The sequence below is a fragment of the Enterobacter sp. AN-K1 genome (assembly GCF_020971765.1).
Lineage (GTDB): Bacteria > Pseudomonadota > Gammaproteobacteria > Enterobacterales > Enterobacteriaceae > Enterobacter > Enterobacter hormaechei_C.
Window position 1 is genome coordinate 3,998,825 of the sequence record NZ_CP087390.1, and the last position, 17,753, is coordinate 4,016,577.

Genomic DNA, 17,753 nt, shown 5'->3' on the forward strand with positions numbered 1-17,753 from the left:
TTCCGTCGACATCCTTACAAAACCCGGATTTAACGCGGAAAACGGATTCATTATTCCACTGCTCGCCGGGTTATAGCAAGATGACTTTTACCAATTATCACCCGGTTACTCACAGTTTCTTCACTTCAACGGGGTGATTGGTTTAATAACCACCAAATCGATTGCGCGAAAGGGGAGTGGTCCGGATAAAAGTAAATATAAGCATAGAAAAATGAGTGGCGCTAATGCCTGACGCTATTTAGAATCGCCAACCATGAAAACAGAGACTCCAACCGTAAAAATGGTTGCCATCGCCGACGACGAGGCGGGGCAACGTATCGATAATTTTTTGCGCACCCAGTTGAAGGGCGTGCCAAAAAGTATGATTTATCGCATCTTGCGTAAGGGCGAGGTGCGAGTGAACAAAAAACGCGTGAAGCCAGAGTATAAGCTCGAGGCGGGCGATGAAGTCCGGATTCCACCGGTACGTGTTGCAGAGCGTGAAGAAGAGGTCGTTTCTCCGAAGCTGCAAAAAGTCGCGGCCCTGAGCGACGTTATCCTTTATGAGGACGACCACATTCTGGTGCTGAATAAACCGTCCGGAACGGCGGTACACGGGGGGAGCGGTCTGAGCTTCGGCGTGATTGAAGGGTTACGCGCGCTGCGCCCGGAAGCGCGTTTCCTCGAACTGGTTCACCGTCTTGACCGCGATACCTCTGGCGTGCTGCTGGTGGCGAAAAAACGTTCTGCGCTGCGTTCACTGCATGAACAGCTGCGCGAAAAAGGGATGCAGAAAGATTACCTGGCGCTGGTGCGCGGCCAGTGGCAGTCCCACGTGAAAGTGGTGCAGGCGCCGCTGCTGAAAAATATTCTGCAAAGCGGCGAGCGCATTGTTCGTGTTAATCAGGAAGGGAAACCGTCTGAGACGCGCTTTAAAGTTGAAGAGCGCTACGAATTCGCCACGCTGGTGCGCTGTAGTCCGGTGACGGGGCGTACCCACCAGATTCGCGTCCATACCCAGTTTGCGGGCCATCCGATTGCGTTTGATGACCGCTATGGCGATCGCGAATTTGATAAGCAGCTGGCGGGAACAGGGCTGTCGCGTCTGTTCCTGCACGCGGCAGCGCTGAAATTTACCCATCCTAATACCGGCGAAGTTATCCGTATTGAAGCGCCGCTGGATGAGCAGCTCAAACGCTGTCTGAAAGTTCTGCGCGGCTGATTTTGTGCCGGGTGGCGCTGCGCTTACCCGGCCTACATGTTTTTCTCCCTCTCCCTGTGGGCATCAGGCCGCAACGGTCACATCGTCAGCGGATTACACTCTTCTCGCCTTAACATCTGGCACAGCGCAATCAGCGGCAACCCCACCAGCGTGTTGGGATCGCGGCCATCGAGCTTGTCGAACAACGCAATCCCTAGTCCTTCACTTTTAAAGCTCCCTGCACAGTTTAGCGGACGTTCCCGACGCACATAATCCATAATCTCCTGCTCGCTAAGATGACGGAAGTGCACATCAAACGGCTCGCACTCGGTTTGCAGATGACCGGAAGCCGAATTATAAAGCGCCAGGCCGGTATAAAAGGTCACGATACCGCCTCGCGCACGCAACAGCTGCTGGCAGGCGTTTTCTTCCGTATGCGGTTTGCCGGTGATTTCGCCGTCCAGCACACAAACCTGATCGGAGCCTATAATCAGATGTGCGGGGTAACGTACGGCCAGCGACTGTGCTTTCTCTTTCGCGAGACGGGTCACCAGATGACGCGGTGACTCGCCCGGCTGTGGCGTTTCATCCACCTCCGGCGCAGCGCATTCAAACGGGATCCCGAGCTTTTCCAGCAGCATTCGGCGATAAGGTGAAGTGGAAGCAAGGACGAGATTTGGCATATTTTTATCACCAGATATAGCGTATTGATGCCAGCCATTTTAAACTACAGGCCGCAATGTGTGCGAATAATTGGCAAAAGGCAGCTCTGGTTGCCTTTTTCTTTGACTCTATGACGTTACAAAGTTAATATGCGCGCCCTATGCAAAAGGTAAAATTACCCCTGACTCTTGATCCGGTTCGTACGGCTCAAAAACGCCTCGATTACGAAGGAATCTATTCTTCCGATCAGGCTGAGCGTATTGCCGAATCTGTAGTCAGTGTGGACAGTGATGTAGAATGCTCCATGTCGTTCGCTATCGACAACCAGCGTCTCGCCGTGTTAACCGGTGATGCAAAGGTGACGGTAACGCTCGAATGTCAGCGTTGCGGGAAACCGTTTGTACAGCATGTTCACACAACGTATTGTTTTAGTCCGGTTCGTTCTGACGAACAGGCTGAAGCACTCCCGGAAGCGTATGAGCCGATTGAGGTTAACGAATTCGGTGAAATCGATCTTCTGGCGCTGGTTGAAGATGAAGTCATCCTCTCCCTGCCAGTCGTTCCGGTGCATGATTCTGAACACTGTGAAGTGTCCGAGGCGGACATGGTCTTTGGGGAACTGCCTGATGAAGCGCAAAAACCAAACCCATTTGCCGTATTAGCCAGCTTAAAGCGTAAGTAATTGAGGAGTAAGGTCCATGGCCGTACAACAGAATAAACCAACCCGTTCCAAACGTGGCATGCGTCGTTCCCATGACGCGCTGACCGCAGTTACCAGCCTGTCTGTAGACAAGACTTCTGGTGAGAAACACCTGCGTCACCACATCACCGCTGACGGTTTCTACCGCGGCCGCAAGGTTATCACTAAGTAATCACGCGTCAGCGTGATTAGGCTTAGTGAGGAACTTCCCCGTGCAAACGGGGAGTTTACCGAACCAGGCTGCGACGATACCTTGACACGTCTAACCCTGGCGTTAGATGTCATGGGGGGAGATTTTGGCCCTACCGTGACAGTGCCTGCAGCATTGCAGGCACTGAATTCTAATTCGCAACTCACACTTCTTTTAGTCGGTAATCCCGACACAATCACGCCATTACTTGCAAAAGCTGACTTTGAACAACGTTCGCGTCTGCAGATTATTCCTGCGCAGTCAGTTATTGCCAGTGATGCCCGGCCATCGCAGGCTATTCGTAATAGCCGTGGCAGCTCTATGCGAATGGCGCTGGAGCTGGTGAAAGAAGGGCGAGCGCAGGCTTGCGTCAGCGCGGGAAATACTGGCGCGCTGATGGGGCTGTCGAAATTATTGCTCAAGCCGATTGAGGGCATTGAGCGTCCGGCGCTGGTGACGGTATTACCGCATCAGCAGAAGGGCAAAACGGTGGTGCTGGATCTGGGCGCTAACGTGGATTGTGATAGTACAATGCTGGCTCAGTTTGCCGTTATGGGGTCGGTGCTGGCTGAAGACGTGGTCGGGATTAACAATCCCCGCGTTGCTTTACTGAATATTGGTGAAGAAGAGACTAAAGGCCTGGACAGTATCCGCGACGCTGCGGAAATACTCAAACAGGTCCCCTCCATCAACTATATTGGTTATCTCGAAGCCAATGAGTTGCTGACGGGCAAAACGGATGTATTAGTGTGTGATGGCTTCACCGGAAACGTGACGTTGAAGACCATGGAAGGGGTCGTACGAATGTTCCTTTCTCTGCTGAAATCGCAGGGAGAAGGTAAAAAAAGGTCCTGGTGGCTGATTTTATTAAAGCGTTGGTTACAAAAAAGCCTGACGCGGCGATTCAGTCACCTCAACCCCGACCAGTATAATGGCGCCTGTCTGTTAGGATTGCGCGGCATCGTGATTAAGAGTCATGGCGCCGCCAATCAGCGAGCATTTACCGTCGCGATTGAACAGGCAGTGCAGGCGGTGCAGCGTCAAGTCCCTCAGAGGATTGCCGCTCGCCTGGGATCTGTATTAGCTAAAAGTGACTGAGCGTACATGTATACGAAGATTTTAGGTACCGGCAGCTACCTGCCAAAACAAGTGCGTACCAACGCCGATCTTGAAAAAATGGTAGATACGTCTGACGAGTGGATTGTCACGCGCACAGGTATCCGTGAACGTCGTATCGCCGCGCCAGACGAAACTGTGTCCACCATGGGCTACGAAGCCGCTCAGCGAGCGCTTGAGATGGCTGGCATTGATAAAGAACAGATCGGGCTTATTGTGGTGGCGACAACCTCTGCCACGCATGCCTTCCCAAGCGCAGCGTGCCAGGTGCAGAACATGCTCGGCATCAAAGGCTGTCCGGCATTTGATGTTGCAGCAGCGTGCGCGGGGTTCACTTATGCGCTGAGCATCGCCGATCAGTATGTAAAATCGGGCGCCGTAAAATATGCGCTGGTGATCGGCGCTGATGTGCTGGCGCGTACCTGCGATCCAACCGATCGCGGCACGATCATTATTTTTGGCGATGGCGCGGGCGCGGTGCTGCTGGGGCAGTCCGAAGAGCCGGGCATCATCTCCACGCACCTGCATGCCGATGGCCGCTACGGCGAGCTGTTAACGCTACCTAACGCCGATCGCGTTAATCCTGATAACTCCATTTACCTCACCATGGCAGGTAATGAAGTATTCAAGGTGGCGGTGACTGAGCTTGCGCATATTGTCGATGAGACGCTGGAAGCCAATAACCTTGAACGCACCGCACTCGACTGGCTGGTGCCGCATCAGGCGAACCTGCGTATCATCAGCGCGACGGCGAAGAAGCTGGGCATGTCTATGGATAACGTTGTGGTGACGCTTGATCGCCACGGCAACACCTCTGCGGCATCGGTACCGTGCGCATTTGACGAAGCGGTACGCGATGGACGAATTAAACGGGGCCAACTGGTCTTGCTTGAAGCCTTTGGTGGCGGGTTCACCTGGGGTTCCGCGCTGGTTCGTTTCTAGGATAAGGATTAAAAAATGACGCAATTTGCTTTTGTGTTCCCGGGACAGGGCTCGCAAACTGTTGGGATGTTGTCTGAAATGGCAGCAAACTATCCGGTTATTGAAGAGACTTTCCGTGAAGCCTCTGACGCGCTGGGTTATGATCTGTGGGCGCTGACCCAACAGGGCCCCGCTGAAGAGCTGAACAAAACCTGGCAGACTCAACCGGCACTGCTGGCAGCCTCCGTCGCATTGTGGCGCGTATGGCAGCAGCAGGGCGGCAAAGCGCCGACGCTGATGGCGGGTCATAGCCTGGGTGAATACTCTGCGCTGGTCTGCGCAGGGGTGATTGCCTTCGCTGACGCGGTACGCCTGGTTGAATTGCGTGGTAAATTCATGCAGGAAGCGGTGCCAGAGGGCACGGGCGGCATGTCTGCCATCATCGGTCTGGATGATGCGTCTATCGCTAAAGCCTGTGAAGAATCTGCTGAAGGTCAGGTCGTTTCTCCGGTAAACTTTAACTCGCCAGGCCAGGTGGTTATCGCAGGTCATAAAGAAGCGGTTGAGCGTGCAGGTGCTGCCTGTAAAGCTGCGGGCGCAAAACGTGCACTGCCCCTGCCGGTGAGCGTACCGTCTCACTGCGCGCTGATGAAGCCCGCTGCCGATAAGCTGGCGGTTGAGCTGGAAAAAATGACCTTTAACGCACCGACGATTTCCGTTGTGAATAACGTCGATGTGCAGTGCGAAACCGCGCCGGAGGCTATCCGTAACGCGCTGGTTCGCCAGCTCTACAGCCCGGTTCAGTGGACTAAAACCGTTGAATTTATGGCGTCTCAGGGCGTTGAACATCTGTATGAAGTTGGTCCAGGTAAGGTACTTACCGGTCTGACAAAACGTATTGTAGATACCCTGACTGCCTCGGCGATTAACGAGCCGGAAGCCATGAAAGCGGCACTCTCGCAATAAAAGAGGAATACCATGAGTTTTGAAGGAAAAATTGCCCTGGTGACCGGCGCAAGCCGCGGTATTGGGCGCGCTATTGCTGAAACACTGGTTGCGCGCGGCGCGACGGTGATCGGGACTGCGACCAGTGAGAATGGCGCACAGGCCATCAGCGACTATCTGGGTGCGAACGGTAAAGGTCTGGTACTGAATGTGACTGAACCAGCATCTATCGAATCTGTTCTGGAAAATATTCGCGCAGAGTTTGGCGAAGTGGATATTCTGGTCAATAATGCCGGGATCACTCGCGACAACCTGCTGATGCGAATGAAAGACGACGAGTGGAACGATATTATCGAAACCAACCTGTCATCTGTATTCCGTCTGTCAAAAGCGGTAATGCGCGCTATGATGAAAAAGCGTCATGGTCGTATTATCACTGTAGGTTCTGTGGTTGGTACCATGGGAAATGCTGGTCAGGCTAACTACGCTGCGGCGAAAGCAGGTCTGATCGGTTTCAGTAAGTCGCTGGCGCGTGAAGTCGCGTCCCGCGGAATTACTGTAAACGTTGTTGCTCCGGGCTTTATTGAAACGGACATGACGCGTGCGCTGACTGATGAGCAGCGTGCGGGTACGCTGGCGGCAGTTCCGGCGGGTCGTCTTGGCGACCCTAAAGAAATCGCCAGCGCGGTTGCATTTTTAGCCTCTGACGAAGCGGGTTACATCACTGGTGAAACCCTCCACGTCAACGGCGGGATGTACATGGTTTAATCACGATCGAAAATATTTGCGTTATTTGGGCAAATGGCCTCAAAATAACGTAAAATCGTGGTAAGACCTGCCGGGATTTAGTTGCAAATTTTTCAACATTTTATACACTACGAAAACCATCGCGAAAGCGAGTTTTGATAGGAAATTTAAGAGTATGAGCACTATCGAAGAACGCGTTAAGAAAATTATCGGCGAACAGCTGGGCGTTAAGCAGGAAGAAGTTGTGAACTCCGCTTCCTTTGTTGAAGACCTGGGCGCAGATTCTCTTGACACCGTTGAGCTGGTAATGGCTCTGGAAGAAGAGTTTGATACTGAGATTCCGGACGAAGAAGCTGAGAAAATCACCACCGTTCAGGCTGCCATTGATTACATCAACGGTCACCAGGCGTAAGTGAACATCTCCAGGCGGTCATTCGACCGCCTGAGTTTTATCTTTTGTTGTCCCACGAATCTCTTTTTTTATCCCTCCCTGGAGGACAAGCGTGTCTAAGCGTCGTGTAGTTGTGACCGGACTTGGCATGTTGTCTCCTGTCGGCAATACCGTAGAGTCCACCTGGAAAGCTCTCCTTGCCGGTCAGAGCGGCATCAGCCTAATCGACCATTTCGATACTAGCGCCTATGCAACGAAATTTGCTGGCTTAGTAAAGGATTTTAACTGTGAAGAGATCATCTCGCGCAAAGAACAGCGCAAGATGGATGCCTTCATTCAATATGGAATTGTCGCTGGCGTTCAGGCCATGCAGGATTCTGGCCTTGAGATTACGGAAGAGAACGCGACCCGTATCGGCGCCGCTATCGGCTCCGGGATTGGCGGTCTTGGTCTGATTGAAGAAAACCATACATCTCTGATGAATGGCGGCCCGCGTAAAATCAGCCCGTTCTTCGTTCCGTCTACGATTGTCAACATGGTGGCAGGTCACCTGACCATTATGTTCGGCCTGCGTGGCCCAAGCATCTCAATCGCGACAGCCTGTACGTCTGGCGTGCATAACATCGGCCAGGCCGCGCGTATCATTGCGTACGGCGATGCAGATGCTATGGTTGCGGGCGGCGCTGAAAAAGCCAGTACCCCGCTGGGCGTCGGTGGCTTCGGTGCAGCGCGTGCGCTCTCTACCCGCAACGATAATCCGCAGGCGGCGAGCCGTCCATGGGATAAAGACCGTGACGGTTTCGTACTGGGTGACGGTGCAGGCATGATCGTACTGGAAGAGTACGAACACGCGAAAAAACGTGGCGCGAAAATTTATGCTGAAGTTGTTGGCTTTGGCATGAGCAGCGATGCTTATCACATGACGTCTCCTCCAGAGAACGGCGCAGGCGCTGCGCTGGCGATGGAAAACGCCATCCGTGATGCGGGCATTACCCCGGCACAGATTGGCTACGTTAACGCGCACGGGACGTCTACCCCTGCGGGCGATAAAGCAGAAGCGCAGGCTGTTAAGTCTATCTTCGGTGAATCTGCCAGCCGTGTGCTGGTGAGCTCCACGAAATCCATGACCGGTCACCTGCTGGGTGCTGCGGGGGCAGTAGAATCAATCTACTCTATTCTCGCGCTGCGCGATCAGGCTGTACCGCCAACCATCAACCTGGATAACCCGGATGAAGGTTGCGATCTGGACTTCGTTCCTCACGAAGCGCGCCAGGTTAGCGGTATGGAGTACACCCTGTGTAACTCCTTCGGCTTCGGTGGGACTAACGGTTCTCTGATCTTCAAAAAGGTCTGAGTCTGATTAGTCGCTGACGATAAAAAAGGTCCGCTTGCCGGGCCTTTTTTATTAGGTGAAATCCCCTTGTCCGGCTGCTCACATCCTGCCAGACTGAGCCTCCACGCATAAGGAGCCACCATGTTTTTGATTAATGGCCTTGAGCAAGAAACGCTGCCAGCCAGCGACAGGGCGACCCAGTTTGGCGATGGCTGTTTCACGACTGCGCGTATTCTCGACGGTGGCGTGTGCCTGCTCGGGGCCCATATCCTTCGTTTACAAAAAGCCTGCGAAGCATTACTGATCCCCTTCTCGCAGTGGGACATTCTTGAAAGTGAAATGCGTAGGCTGGCCTCAGATAAAGCAAGCGGCGTCCTGAAAGTCATTATCAGCCGCGGGAGCGGTGGCCGGGGTTATAGCGGATCTGCCTGTCTGCATCCTACGCGGGTCCTTTCCGTTTCAGATTATCCTTCCCATTATGCGCACTGGCGTGAAGAGGGCGTAGCCCTGGCGCTAAGTCCGGTACGTCTGGGGCGAAACCCGATGCTCGCGGGTATAAAGCATCTCAACCGCCTTGAACAGGTGCTTATTCGTACTCATCTTGAGCAGACGGAGGCCGGGGAGGCGCTGGTTCTTGACAGCGAAGGGTACATTACGGAATGCTGTGCGGCTAATTTACTCTGGCGGAAGGGCAGTGACGTGTTCACGCCTTCGCTGGAGCAGGCCGGCGTCAACGGCATTATGCGGCAGTTTTGTCTGCACCAGCTGGCACGCGCAGGCTTTCGCGTTGTCGAAGTCAACGCTAAGGAAGAGGCGCTGCTGACTGCTGATGAAGCCGTTATCTGCAATGCGCTGATGCCCGTTGTCCCCGTTCGCGCTTATGGCCGAAAATGCTGGTCATCCCGCGAGCTGTTCCAGTTTCTGGCCCCGTTATGTGAGCAAACCAGGTAGTCATGAAGAAAATGTTACGTTTTGTCCTCCTTCTTATCGTTGCGTTCGGTATCGCTGGCGGAGCGGGAGTGTGGAAAGTCCGTCAGCTGGCGGAGAGTCAGATCCTGATAAAAGACGAGACGATTTTTACCCTGAAAGCGGGGACCGGGCGGCAGGCGCTTGGTCAGCAGCTGTATGACGACAAAATTATCAATCGCCCACGCGTATTCCAGTGGCTGCTGCGTATTGAACCGGACCTGTCCCATTTCAAGGCCGGTACCTATCGCTTTACCCCTGGCATGACCGTGCGAGAGATGCTGCAACTGCTGGAAAGTGGTAAAGAAGCCCAATTCCCGCTGCGTTTTGTGGAAGGTATGCGTCTGAGCGATTACCTCAGGCAGCTGCGGGACGCGCCATACATTAAGCATACGCTGAAAGATGACCGCTACCAGACCGTGGCAGACGCCTTAAAATTCGAACATCCCGAGTGGGTGGAAGGCTGGTTCTGGCCCGATACGTGGATGTATACGGCAGGCACGACGGATGTGGCCATTCTGAAGCGCGCGCACAACAAAATGGTCGCGGCGGTAGACGCTGCCTGGAAAGGGCGAGCAGAGGGCCTGCCTTATAAAGATCAAAACCAGTTCATGACGATGGCCTCGATCATCGAGAAAGAGACGGCCGTTGCTGCCGAACGTGACCAGGTTGCCTCGGTGTTTATTAACCGTCTGCGCATAGGCATGCGTTTGCAAACCGATCCTACCGTCATCTACGGCATGGGCGAAAACTACAACGGCAGGATTTCCAGAAAAGATCTGGAGACGCCAACGGCGTATAATACCTACGTGATTAGCGGCCTGCCGCCTGGACCGATCGCGACGCCGAGTGAAGCATCGTTAAAGGCCGCCGCGCACCCGGCCAAAACGCCGTATCTCTATTTTGTGGCTGACGGAAAAGGGGGGCATACGTTTAATACCAACCTGGCCAGCCACAATCGCTCCGTGCAGGACTATCTGAAGGCACTTAAGGAAAAAAATGCGCAGTAAATACATTGTCATTGAGGGACTCGAAGGGGCGGGCAAAACAACTGCCCGTAACGTGGTGGTGGATACGCTTACGTCGCTTGGCGTCGCCGACATGGTCTTTACCCGCGAGCCGGGCGGTACGCAGCTGGCGGAAAAACTGCGCAGCCTGGTTCTGGATATCAAATCCGTTGGCGATGAAGTTATTACCGACAAAGCGGAAGTGCTGATGTTCTATGCTGCGCGCGTTCAGCTGGTGGAGACGGTGATCAAACCCGCTCTGGCAGAAGGGAAATGGGTGATTGGCGATCGCCACGATCTCTCAACCCAGGCGTATCAGGGCGGGGGCCGGGGTATCGATCAGGCCATGCTGGCTACGCTTCGCGACGCGGTTCTGGGCGATTTCCGTCCTGACCTGACGCTGTATCTGGACGTAACTCCTGAGGTGGGCCTGAAGCGCGCCCGTGCCCGCGGCGAACTGGACCGCATTGAACAGGAGTCTTTTGATTTCTTTAACCGCACCCGTGCGCGTTATCTGGAACTGGCCGGGCAGGACAAGACCATTCGTACCATCGATGCGACGCAATCCCTTGAAGACGTTACGCGTGATATTCAGCAGACCGTTACGCAGTGGCTACAGGAGCAGCAGGCATGAAATGGTATCCATGGTTGCGCCCACACTTTGAACAGCTGATCGGCAGCTATCAGGTTGGTCGGGGGCATCATGCGTTACTGATCCAGGCGCTGCCGGGAATGGGTGATGATGCGTTGATTTACGCCATCACCCGCTTTCTGATGTGCCAACAGCCGGAAGGACATAAAAGCTGCGGTAAATGCCGGGGTTGCCAGCTCATGCAGGCGGGCACGCATCCTGACTATTACACCCTCGAACCCGAGAAGGGCAAAAATACGCTCGGTATCGACGCGGTGCGTGAGGTCAGTGAGAAACTGTACGAATATGCGCGTCTGGGGGGGGCGAAAGTGGTGTGGCTGAAAGACGCCGCGCTGCTCACGGAAGCCGCAGCCAACGCCCTGTTAAAAACCCTGGAAGAGCCGCCAGAGAATACCTGGTTTTTCCTCTCCTGCCGCGAGCCGGAACGCTTGCTGGCGACGCTGCGCAGTCGCTGCCGTCTTCACCACCTCGCTGTCCCTCAGGAATCCTGGGCGCTCGCCTGGCTTGAGCGAGAAGTGACGGTGTCACAAGATGCGGCGCGCTCGGCGTTGCGCCTGTGCAGCGGTGCGCCTGCGGCTGCGCTGGCCTTATTGCAGCCGGAAGTGTGGTCTCAGCGTGAAACGCTGTGTCGTGCGGTTGAATCAGCCCTCGACAGCCATGACTGGCTGAGCGTGCTGCCAGCGCTGAACAGCGATCAGGCTCCGGAACGGCTACACTGGCTGGCCGCACTGCTGCTGGATGCGCTCAAAATCCAGCAGGGGGCGACGCTTCTGACTAACCCTGACGTGTGGGCGCTGGTCACCACGCTGGCGAATCGCCTGTCAGGGCAGTCGCTGCACGCTATCCTTCATGATATCTGCCAGAGCCGTGAACAACTTTTGACAGTGACCGGTCTCAATCGCGAGCTTTTACTGACCGACCAGTTACTGCGTATCGAACACTACCTGCAACCGGGCGTCATACCGCCGGTTTCCCACCTCTGAGAGAGACATTATGTTTTTAGTCGACTCACACTGCCATCTCGATGGCCTGGATTATCAGTCCCTGCATAAAAATGTGGACGACGTGCTGGCGAAAGCCGCCGCGCGCGATGTGAAATTTTGCCTGGCCGTGGCGACCACGTTGCCGGGTTACCGCTCCATGCGTGAACTGGTAGGCGAGCGCGATAATGTCGTCTTCTCCTGCGGCGTGCATCCGCTGAATCAGGATGAAGCATACGACGTTGAGGATTTACGCCGTCTTGCCGCAGAAGAGGGCGTAGTGGCGATGGGCGAGACCGGCCTGGACTATTTCTACACCCCGGAAACGAAACCTCGCCAGCAGGAATCCTTCCGCAACCATATCCGTATTGGCCGTGAACTGAATAAGCCGGTTATCGTTCATACCCGCGATGCGCGTGCCGACACGCTGGCGATCCTGCGGGAAGAAAAGGTGACGGATTGCGGTGGCGTACTACACTGTTTCACTGAAGACAGAGAAACGGCGGGTAAGCTGCTTGATTTAGGCTTTTATATCTCGTTTTCGGGGATCGTCACGTTCCGCAATGCCGAGCAACTGCGTGATGCGGCGCGCTATGTTCCGCTGGATCGTATTCTGGTGGAAACCGATTCACCGTACCTGGCGCCGGTGCCTCATCGCGGCAAAGAGAATCAGCCAGCGATGACCCGGGATGTCGCTGAGTATATGGCCGTTCTGAAAGGTGTCAGTATTGAAGAGCTGGCTCGCGTGACAACGGAAAACTTCGCCAGTCTGTTCCATATCGACCCCGCCCGCCTGCAATCTGTCTGATACGCCTGTTATTTTTAGGCTCGTAATTAATAAGTAAAACGAGTAAAGTTCACCGCCTCATTTGGGGCGGTGATGGCGTTTTTAGACACATCCAGACATGCTTTATGTAAATATCTGCAAGTTTTTTGGCCGTCTTGAACTGAAACGTGATAGCCGTCAAACAAACTCAGAGGGAATTATTTTACTCTGTGTAATAAATAAAGGGCGCTTAGATGTCCTGTCCACGGCGCGGTACTCCCCCCGGGCCAATGCGTGAAAACGTAAAAAAAGCACAAATACTCAGGAGCACTCTCAATTATGTTTAAGAATGCATTTGCTAACCTGCAAAAGGTCGGTAAATCGCTGATGCTGCCAGTATCCGTACTGCCTATCGCAGGTATCCTGCTGGGTGTCGGTTCTGCAAACTTCAGCTGGCTGCCAGCCGTAGTTTCCCACGTGATGGCCGAAGCAGGCGGTTCTGTTTTTGCTAACATGCCGCTGATCTTCGCTATCGGTGTTGCTCTGGGCTTCACCAATAACGACGGTGTATCCGCGCTGGCGTCCGTTGTTGCTTACGGCATCATGGTGAAAACCATGGCTGTGGTTGCGCCGCTGGTACTGCATTTACCTGCTGAAGAGATTGCCGCTAAGCATCTGGCGGACACCGGTGTTCTCGGTGGTATCATCTCCGGTGCGATTGCAGCGTATATGTTTAACCGCTTCTATCGCATCAAGCTGCCTGAGTATCTGGGCTTCTTCGCGGGTAAACGTTTTGTGCCGATCATTTCTGGTCTGGCCGCGATTTTCACCGGTGTGGTTCTGTCTTTCATCTGGCCACCAATCGGTACGGCAATCCAGACCTTCTCTCAGTGGGCGGCTTACCAGAACCCGGTTGTGGCGTTCGGTATCTACGGCTTCATTGAGCGCTGCCTGGTACCATTTGGTCTGCACCACATCTGGAACGTTCCATTCCAGATGCAGATTGGTGAATACACCAACGCAGCAGGCCAGGTGTTCCACGGCGACATCCCACGCTACATGGCGGGTGACCCAACGGCAGGTAAACTGTCTGGTGGCTTCCTGTTCAAAATGTACGGTCTGCCGGCCGCCGCAATTGCGATCTGGCACTCTGCTAAACCAGAGAACCGTGCAAAAGTGGGCGGTATCATGATCTCCGCAGCGCTGACCTCGTTCCTGACCGGTATCACCGAGCCGATCGAGTTCTCCTTCATGTTCGTTGCGCCGATCCTGTACATCATCCACGCGGTACTGGCAGGTCTGGCATTCCCAATCTGTATCCTGCTGGGTATGCGTGACGGTACGTCCTTCTCTCACGGTCTGATCGACTTCATCGTTCTGTCCGGTAACAGCAGCAAGCTGTGGCTGTTCCCAATTGTGGGTGCGGGCTACGCAGTGGTGTACTACACCGTCTTCCGTGTGCTGATCAAAGCACTGGACCTGAAAACGCCGGGTCGTGAAGATGCAACGGAAGACAGCAAAGCCGGTGCGACCAGCGAAATGGCGCCTGCTCTGGTAGCTGCTTTCGGCGGTAAAGAGAACATCACTAACCTGGACGCGTGTATCACTCGTCTGCGTGTGAGCGTTGCCGACGTTGCGAAAGTAGACCAGCCGGGTCTGAAAAAACTGGGCGCAGCGGGCGTCGTTGTTGCAGGTTCTGGTGTTCAGGCAATCTTCGGTACGAAATCCGATAACCTGAAAACCGAAATGGATGAGTACATCCGCAACAACTAAGCTGTGACCTGGGGAGACTAAGGCAGCCGAATGGCTGCCTTTTTTATTACTGCTGCTTGTGGTGCCGGGTGGAGGCTGCGTCTTACCCGGCCTACGTGATGGGTAGGCCCGGTAAGCGCAGCGCCACCGGGCTTCTGTCACTCAGAAATCGTAGCTCGCGCTCACCGAGACGTTCAGCGGCGCGCCATACACTACATAAGAGCCGACGTAATCGTAATACTCTTTGTCGAACAGGTTGTTGACGTTAGCCTGCACCGCAAAATCTTTGGTGGCCTGATAACGGCTGAACAGGTTCACCAGCCCATAGCTGCCTTGCTCCGCGCGGGAACGTCCTGCCGGGCCGCCTTCCACGTCCGTCCACACTTTGTTCTGCCAGTTTACGCCACCGCCCACGGTCAGTTCCGGCAGCATTGGCAACTGATAGCGGGTGAAGAGCTTCATGGTTGTGCGCGGCTGATCGGAGCTGACGGCGTTGCCATTCTTATCTTCTGCGATGTAACGCGTCGCGCCGAAGGTCAGCTGCCAGTTATCGGTCAGGGCACCGTTGAGCTCGAACTCGACCCCTTTGCTGACCACCCCGTCCAGCGATTCATAGATCGACTCACCGCTCGGCATGTAGGTATAGGTGTTGCTGGCGACGTTATCCTGCTCAATGCGGAAAATCGCCAGCGAGGTGGTGAGGCGGGTATTAAACCAGTCCGCCTTCACCCCGGCTTCGTAGCTTTTACCCGTGGTAGGGTCAAGATAACGTCCGCTGGCATCGCGCTTATCCTGCGGCTGGAAGATAGAGGTATAGCTGACGTAGGTCGACCAGTCCTCATTGATGTCATACACCAGGCCGGCGTACGGCGTGACATCATCTTTGGTGCTTTCCAGACGGGTATTCGGCGATCCTGCCGGGTTATAACGAATGTTATATTGGGTGTAGCGCGCGCCCAGGATCAGGTGCAGCGGATCGGCCAGCGAGAAACGAGCCGACGAATAGGCTGAAGACTGGCGAATATCATCCTTGCTGTAGAGTTTCCACGGCGTCCACTGGGGATCGGCGATGTTCCCGTTCCAGTTCTTAAAGTTGCCGACATCAACCATGCCGTATACCGCATCCGGCATGGAGTTGTCGTAATGGTTACGCTGACGGCTGAAGCTGCCGCCGAACATCATTTCGTGCTGACGGCCAAAGAGATCGAAGCCGCCGCGCAGGAAGGCGTCAACCGCATCCTGTTTACGTTCCCCACGGTTCCAGCCGCCGTAACCCACCAGGCCCGCACCGGTCTCTTTATCCGGATAGCCGGACATATACATCAGTTTGGAGTCGAAGTTGGTTTCAGCGTGCATGCCGTTGATGTGCGCTTCCCAGCCATTATCGAAACGCTGAGTCAGGTTAGCGAAGATGCGGGTGCTGTCTTTATCTGAATAAGCCCAGTCAGGTGCGACGGTCTGGCTACGATTGTAGTGGGTCTTACTTCCGTCGCTGTACCAGGTCGGCAGCCCGCCCCAGGTCGGGTCGGCGGTATGGCTTTCCTGATATTCATACCCTACCGAGAGGGTGGTGCTGTCGGTGACATCCGCGTCCATCACGCCGTAGAGGAATTTCTTCCGGTAGTGGTAGTTATCCACGAAGCTGTCGTTGTCCTGATAACCCGTAATCAGACGGCCCCGTACCTTACCTGACTCTACCAGCGGCGCCTGGAGATCCAGCACGTAGCGCTGCTTGTCCCAGCTGCCGTAACTGGCGGAGACGTTACCTTTAAATTCCGGGCTGTCCGCGTGCTTACGCACCATATTAACGTACGCCGCCGGGTTGCCCGTGCCGGACATCAGGCCGGTGGCGCCGCGAACCACTTCGATGCGGTCATAAATCGCGGTATCCGCGACGGTATCACCAAAGTTCCACACTTCACTGATGGAGGTTGGCAGGTCGTCATAGGCGTAGTTGCTGACGAAAAAGCCGCGTGAGTAAAACACGGTACGGTCGCTGTCCTGCACCTGGGCCGTAATGCCCGTGGTATTCGTCAGCACCTGTCCGATGGTTTGCAGATTCTGGTCAGCCATACGTTGCTGGCTGATAACGCTGACGGACTGTGGGATGTCGCGGGGAACCAGCAACAGTTTGGTGCCGGTGGTGGTGGTTTTTACGCTGTAATCCTGATCCTGGCTGGCAGAAAGATCCTGTGTGTTGTCAAAACCCCCGTCTACGACGACGGTATCTTCGGTGGTTGAAGCAGCGAAAGCGGCGGTTGGCGTCAATGCCATAGCAATGCAGGCGGCCAGCAACGAAGGTGTTGCGGCAGGCTGATGTTGCCCATCCCTGGTGTGATTAATGAAAGACATCATCAAACCCTTAGTGAATGGTGAAGGTAATTCGCGACAGTCCCGCTAGCACGGGCTGACGTCGTTTTCTATGTTAAAAATGCGCATGAAAATGCAAATGCGAAATATACGCATTGTGATTAACGCTGTAAACAGATGTTTCGGAATGAACTGAAATAAGGTTTCAGAAAAGAAATGTCCTAAAGCGACGCCTCTTAAGCCAGATGGCGGACAATCAGGAAAGAAATCACGGGAGAAGGTTGAAAGGACAGGAGAAACTCGCTCATACTCTTGTCTTGTGTCACGCAGTAAATCAGACAATGTGTGTTAACAACGGACGCACGACGCCAGATTAAACTTAAAAGGAAAAGGTCATGGCTGAAGAAACGATTTTCAGTAAAATTATCCGCCGCGAAATTCCGTCGGATATTGTCTATCAGGATGAACTGGTCACGGCTTTCCGCGACATTTCTCCCCAGGCGCCGACGCACATCCTTATTATTCCCAATATTCTGATCCCGACCGTTAATGACGTTAAAACCGAGCATGAAGTGGCGCTGGGCCGTATGCTTACGGTAGCCGCGAAAATCGCAGAGCAGGAAGGGATTGCTGAAGACGGATACCGTCTGATCATGAACTGTAATCGCCATGGCGGCCAGGAAGTCTATCATATTCATATGCATCTGCTGGGTGGACGTCCACTGGGACCGATGCTGGCACATAAAGGTCTTTAATATGTTAACTGGGCGTATTGCAGCGCTGATCGTGACGCTGGTAATGGTTGGGTGCAGCGCGCGTCCCGCCATCCCGGTCAGTGAAGAACAGACGCTGGTGATGGAGTCCTCAGTGCTTGCTGCGGGCATCACGGCGGAGAAACCTTCGCTGACCATAAGCGAAATCCAGTCTTCAGCCTCCTCTACGCTCTATAACGAAAGGCAAGAGCCAGTGACGGTGCATTATCGCTTCTACTGGTATGACGTGAGAGGTCTTGAGATGCACCCGCTTGAGGCGCCGCGCAGCGTGACCATCCCGGCAAGATCGTCAGTCACGCTCTACGGCAGCGCCAGCTATCTGGGTGCACATAAGGTGAGACTTTATCTTTATTTGTAAGGA

General features: G+C 54.4%; 19 protein-coding genes. 17 read left to right on the forward strand and 2 right to left on the reverse strand.

Annotated features, from left to right (window positions below):
* The first annotated feature begins 253 nt into the window (after positions 1 to 253).
* Entirely contained in the window at positions 254 to 1,201 is a 948-nt protein-coding gene (gene rluC / locus LOC22_RS18945) for a 23S rRNA pseudouridine(955/2504/2580) synthase RluC (protein ID WP_230239124.1), read from the forward strand.
* A 77-nt stretch (positions 1,202 to 1,278) separates the two neighbouring features.
* Here the strand turns inward: rluC and LOC22_RS18950 are convergent, their stop codons facing one another.
* Positions 1,279 to 1,863, reverse strand: coding sequence for a Maf family protein (locus LOC22_RS18950; RefSeq protein ID WP_017693639.1), 585 nt, complete (start codon positions 1,861 to 1,863; stop codon positions 1,279 to 1,281).
* A gap of 140 nt (positions 1,864 to 2,003) precedes the next feature.
* Here LOC22_RS18950 and yceD point away from each other — a divergent pair, with 140 nt between their 5' ends.
* From yceD to ptsG, 14 genes are all read left to right on the forward strand, one after another.
* Positions 2,004 to 2,525: a 23S rRNA accumulation protein YceD gene (gene yceD / locus LOC22_RS18955; RefSeq protein ID WP_003857966.1), complete on the forward strand. Its 522-nt coding sequence runs from the start codon at positions 2,004 to 2,006 to the stop codon at positions 2,523 to 2,525.
* A gap of 16 nt (positions 2,526 to 2,541) precedes the next feature.
* Entirely contained in the window at positions 2,542 to 2,715 is a 174-nt protein-coding gene (gene rpmF, locus LOC22_RS18960) for a 50S ribosomal protein L32 (RefSeq protein ID WP_003857964.1), read from the forward strand.
* A gap of 81 nt (positions 2,716 to 2,796) precedes the next feature.
* Positions 2,797 to 3,831 carry a phosphate acyltransferase PlsX gene (plsX, locus tag LOC22_RS18965; protein WP_017693638.1) on the forward strand — a complete coding sequence of 345 codons (1,035 nt, stop codon included), beginning with the start codon at positions 2,797 to 2,799 and terminating at the stop codon, positions 3,829 to 3,831.
* Between the two features lie 6 nt (positions 3,832 to 3,837).
* Positions 3,838 to 4,791, forward strand: a complete 954-nt coding sequence (locus LOC22_RS18970) for a beta-ketoacyl-ACP synthase III (protein WP_017384725.1) — start codon at positions 3,838 to 3,840, stop codon at positions 4,789 to 4,791.
* Positions 4,792 to 4,806: 15 nt separating this feature from the next.
* Positions 4,807 to 5,736 carry an ACP S-malonyltransferase gene (gene fabD, locus LOC22_RS18975; protein WP_015570824.1) on the forward strand — a complete coding sequence of 310 codons (930 nt, stop codon included), beginning with the start codon at positions 4,807 to 4,809 and terminating at the stop codon, positions 5,734 to 5,736.
* A gap of 12 nt (positions 5,737 to 5,748) precedes the next feature.
* On the forward strand, positions 5,749 to 6,483 hold the full coding sequence (gene fabG / locus LOC22_RS18980; RefSeq protein ID WP_003857956.1) for a 3-oxoacyl-ACP reductase FabG: 735 nt from the start codon (positions 5,749 to 5,751) through the stop codon (positions 6,481 to 6,483).
* 154 nt (positions 6,484 to 6,637) lie between these two features.
* Positions 6,638 to 6,874: an acyl carrier protein gene (gene acpP / locus LOC22_RS18985; RefSeq protein ID WP_003857954.1), complete on the forward strand. Its 237-nt coding sequence runs from the start codon at positions 6,638 to 6,640 to the stop codon at positions 6,872 to 6,874.
* Positions 6,875 to 6,965: 91 nt separating this feature from the next.
* Positions 6,966 to 8,207, forward strand: a complete 1,242-nt coding sequence (fabF, locus tag LOC22_RS18990; protein WP_003857950.1) for a beta-ketoacyl-ACP synthase II — start codon at positions 6,966 to 6,968, stop codon at positions 8,205 to 8,207.
* A gap of 120 nt (positions 8,208 to 8,327) precedes the next feature.
* Positions 8,328 to 9,137 carry an aminodeoxychorismate lyase gene (gene pabC, locus LOC22_RS18995; RefSeq protein ID WP_023296305.1) on the forward strand — a complete coding sequence of 270 codons (810 nt, stop codon included), beginning with the start codon at positions 8,328 to 8,330 and terminating at the stop codon, positions 9,135 to 9,137.
* Positions 9,138 to 9,139: 2 nt separating this feature from the next.
* On the forward strand, positions 9,140 to 10,162 hold the full coding sequence (gene yceG, locus LOC22_RS19000) for a cell division protein YceG (RefSeq protein ID WP_017384722.1): 1,023 nt from the start codon (positions 9,140 to 9,142) through the stop codon (positions 10,160 to 10,162).
* Positions 10,152 to 10,793: a dTMP kinase gene (gene tmk / locus LOC22_RS19005; protein WP_015570821.1), complete on the forward strand. Its 642-nt coding sequence runs from the start codon at positions 10,152 to 10,154 to the stop codon at positions 10,791 to 10,793. Before yceG ends, tmk begins: the two co-directional genes overlap by 11 nt.
* Positions 10,790 to 11,794 carry a DNA polymerase III subunit delta' gene (gene holB / locus LOC22_RS19010; protein WP_015570820.1) on the forward strand — a complete coding sequence of 335 codons (1,005 nt, stop codon included), beginning with the start codon at positions 10,790 to 10,792 and terminating at the stop codon, positions 11,792 to 11,794. Before tmk ends, holB begins: the two co-directional genes overlap by 4 nt.
* Before the next feature lie 10 nt (positions 11,795 to 11,804).
* Complete coding sequence (locus tag LOC22_RS19015; RefSeq protein ID WP_015570819.1) at positions 11,805 to 12,599, forward strand: metal-dependent hydrolase; 795 nt, start codon at positions 11,805 to 11,807, stop codon at positions 12,597 to 12,599.
* Between the two features lie 297 nt (positions 12,600 to 12,896).
* Positions 12,897 to 14,330, forward strand: a complete 1,434-nt coding sequence (gene ptsG / locus LOC22_RS19020) for a PTS glucose transporter subunit IIBC (RefSeq protein ID WP_003857942.1) — start codon at positions 12,897 to 12,899, stop codon at positions 14,328 to 14,330.
* Between the two features lie 141 nt (positions 14,331 to 14,471).
* On the opposite strand, the gene fhuE is transcribed toward ptsG, so the two are convergent.
* Positions 14,472 to 16,661 carry a ferric-rhodotorulic acid/ferric-coprogen receptor FhuE gene (fhuE, locus tag LOC22_RS19025; RefSeq protein ID WP_230239560.1) on the reverse strand — a complete coding sequence of 730 codons (2,190 nt, stop codon included), beginning with the start codon at positions 16,659 to 16,661 and terminating at the stop codon, positions 14,472 to 14,474.
* Between the two features lie 353 nt (positions 16,662 to 17,014).
* On the opposite strand from fhuE, the gene hinT reads away from it, so the two are divergent.
* Complete coding sequence (hinT, locus tag LOC22_RS19030) at positions 17,015 to 17,374, forward strand: purine nucleoside phosphoramidase (protein WP_006809243.1); 360 nt, start codon at positions 17,015 to 17,017, stop codon at positions 17,372 to 17,374.
* Between the two features lies 1 nt (position 17,375).
* Positions 17,376 to 17,750, forward strand: coding sequence for a YcfL family protein (locus tag LOC22_RS19035; protein ID WP_003857939.1), 375 nt, complete (start codon positions 17,376 to 17,378; stop codon positions 17,748 to 17,750).
* The last annotated feature ends 3 nt before the right edge of the window (positions 17,751 to 17,753 follow it).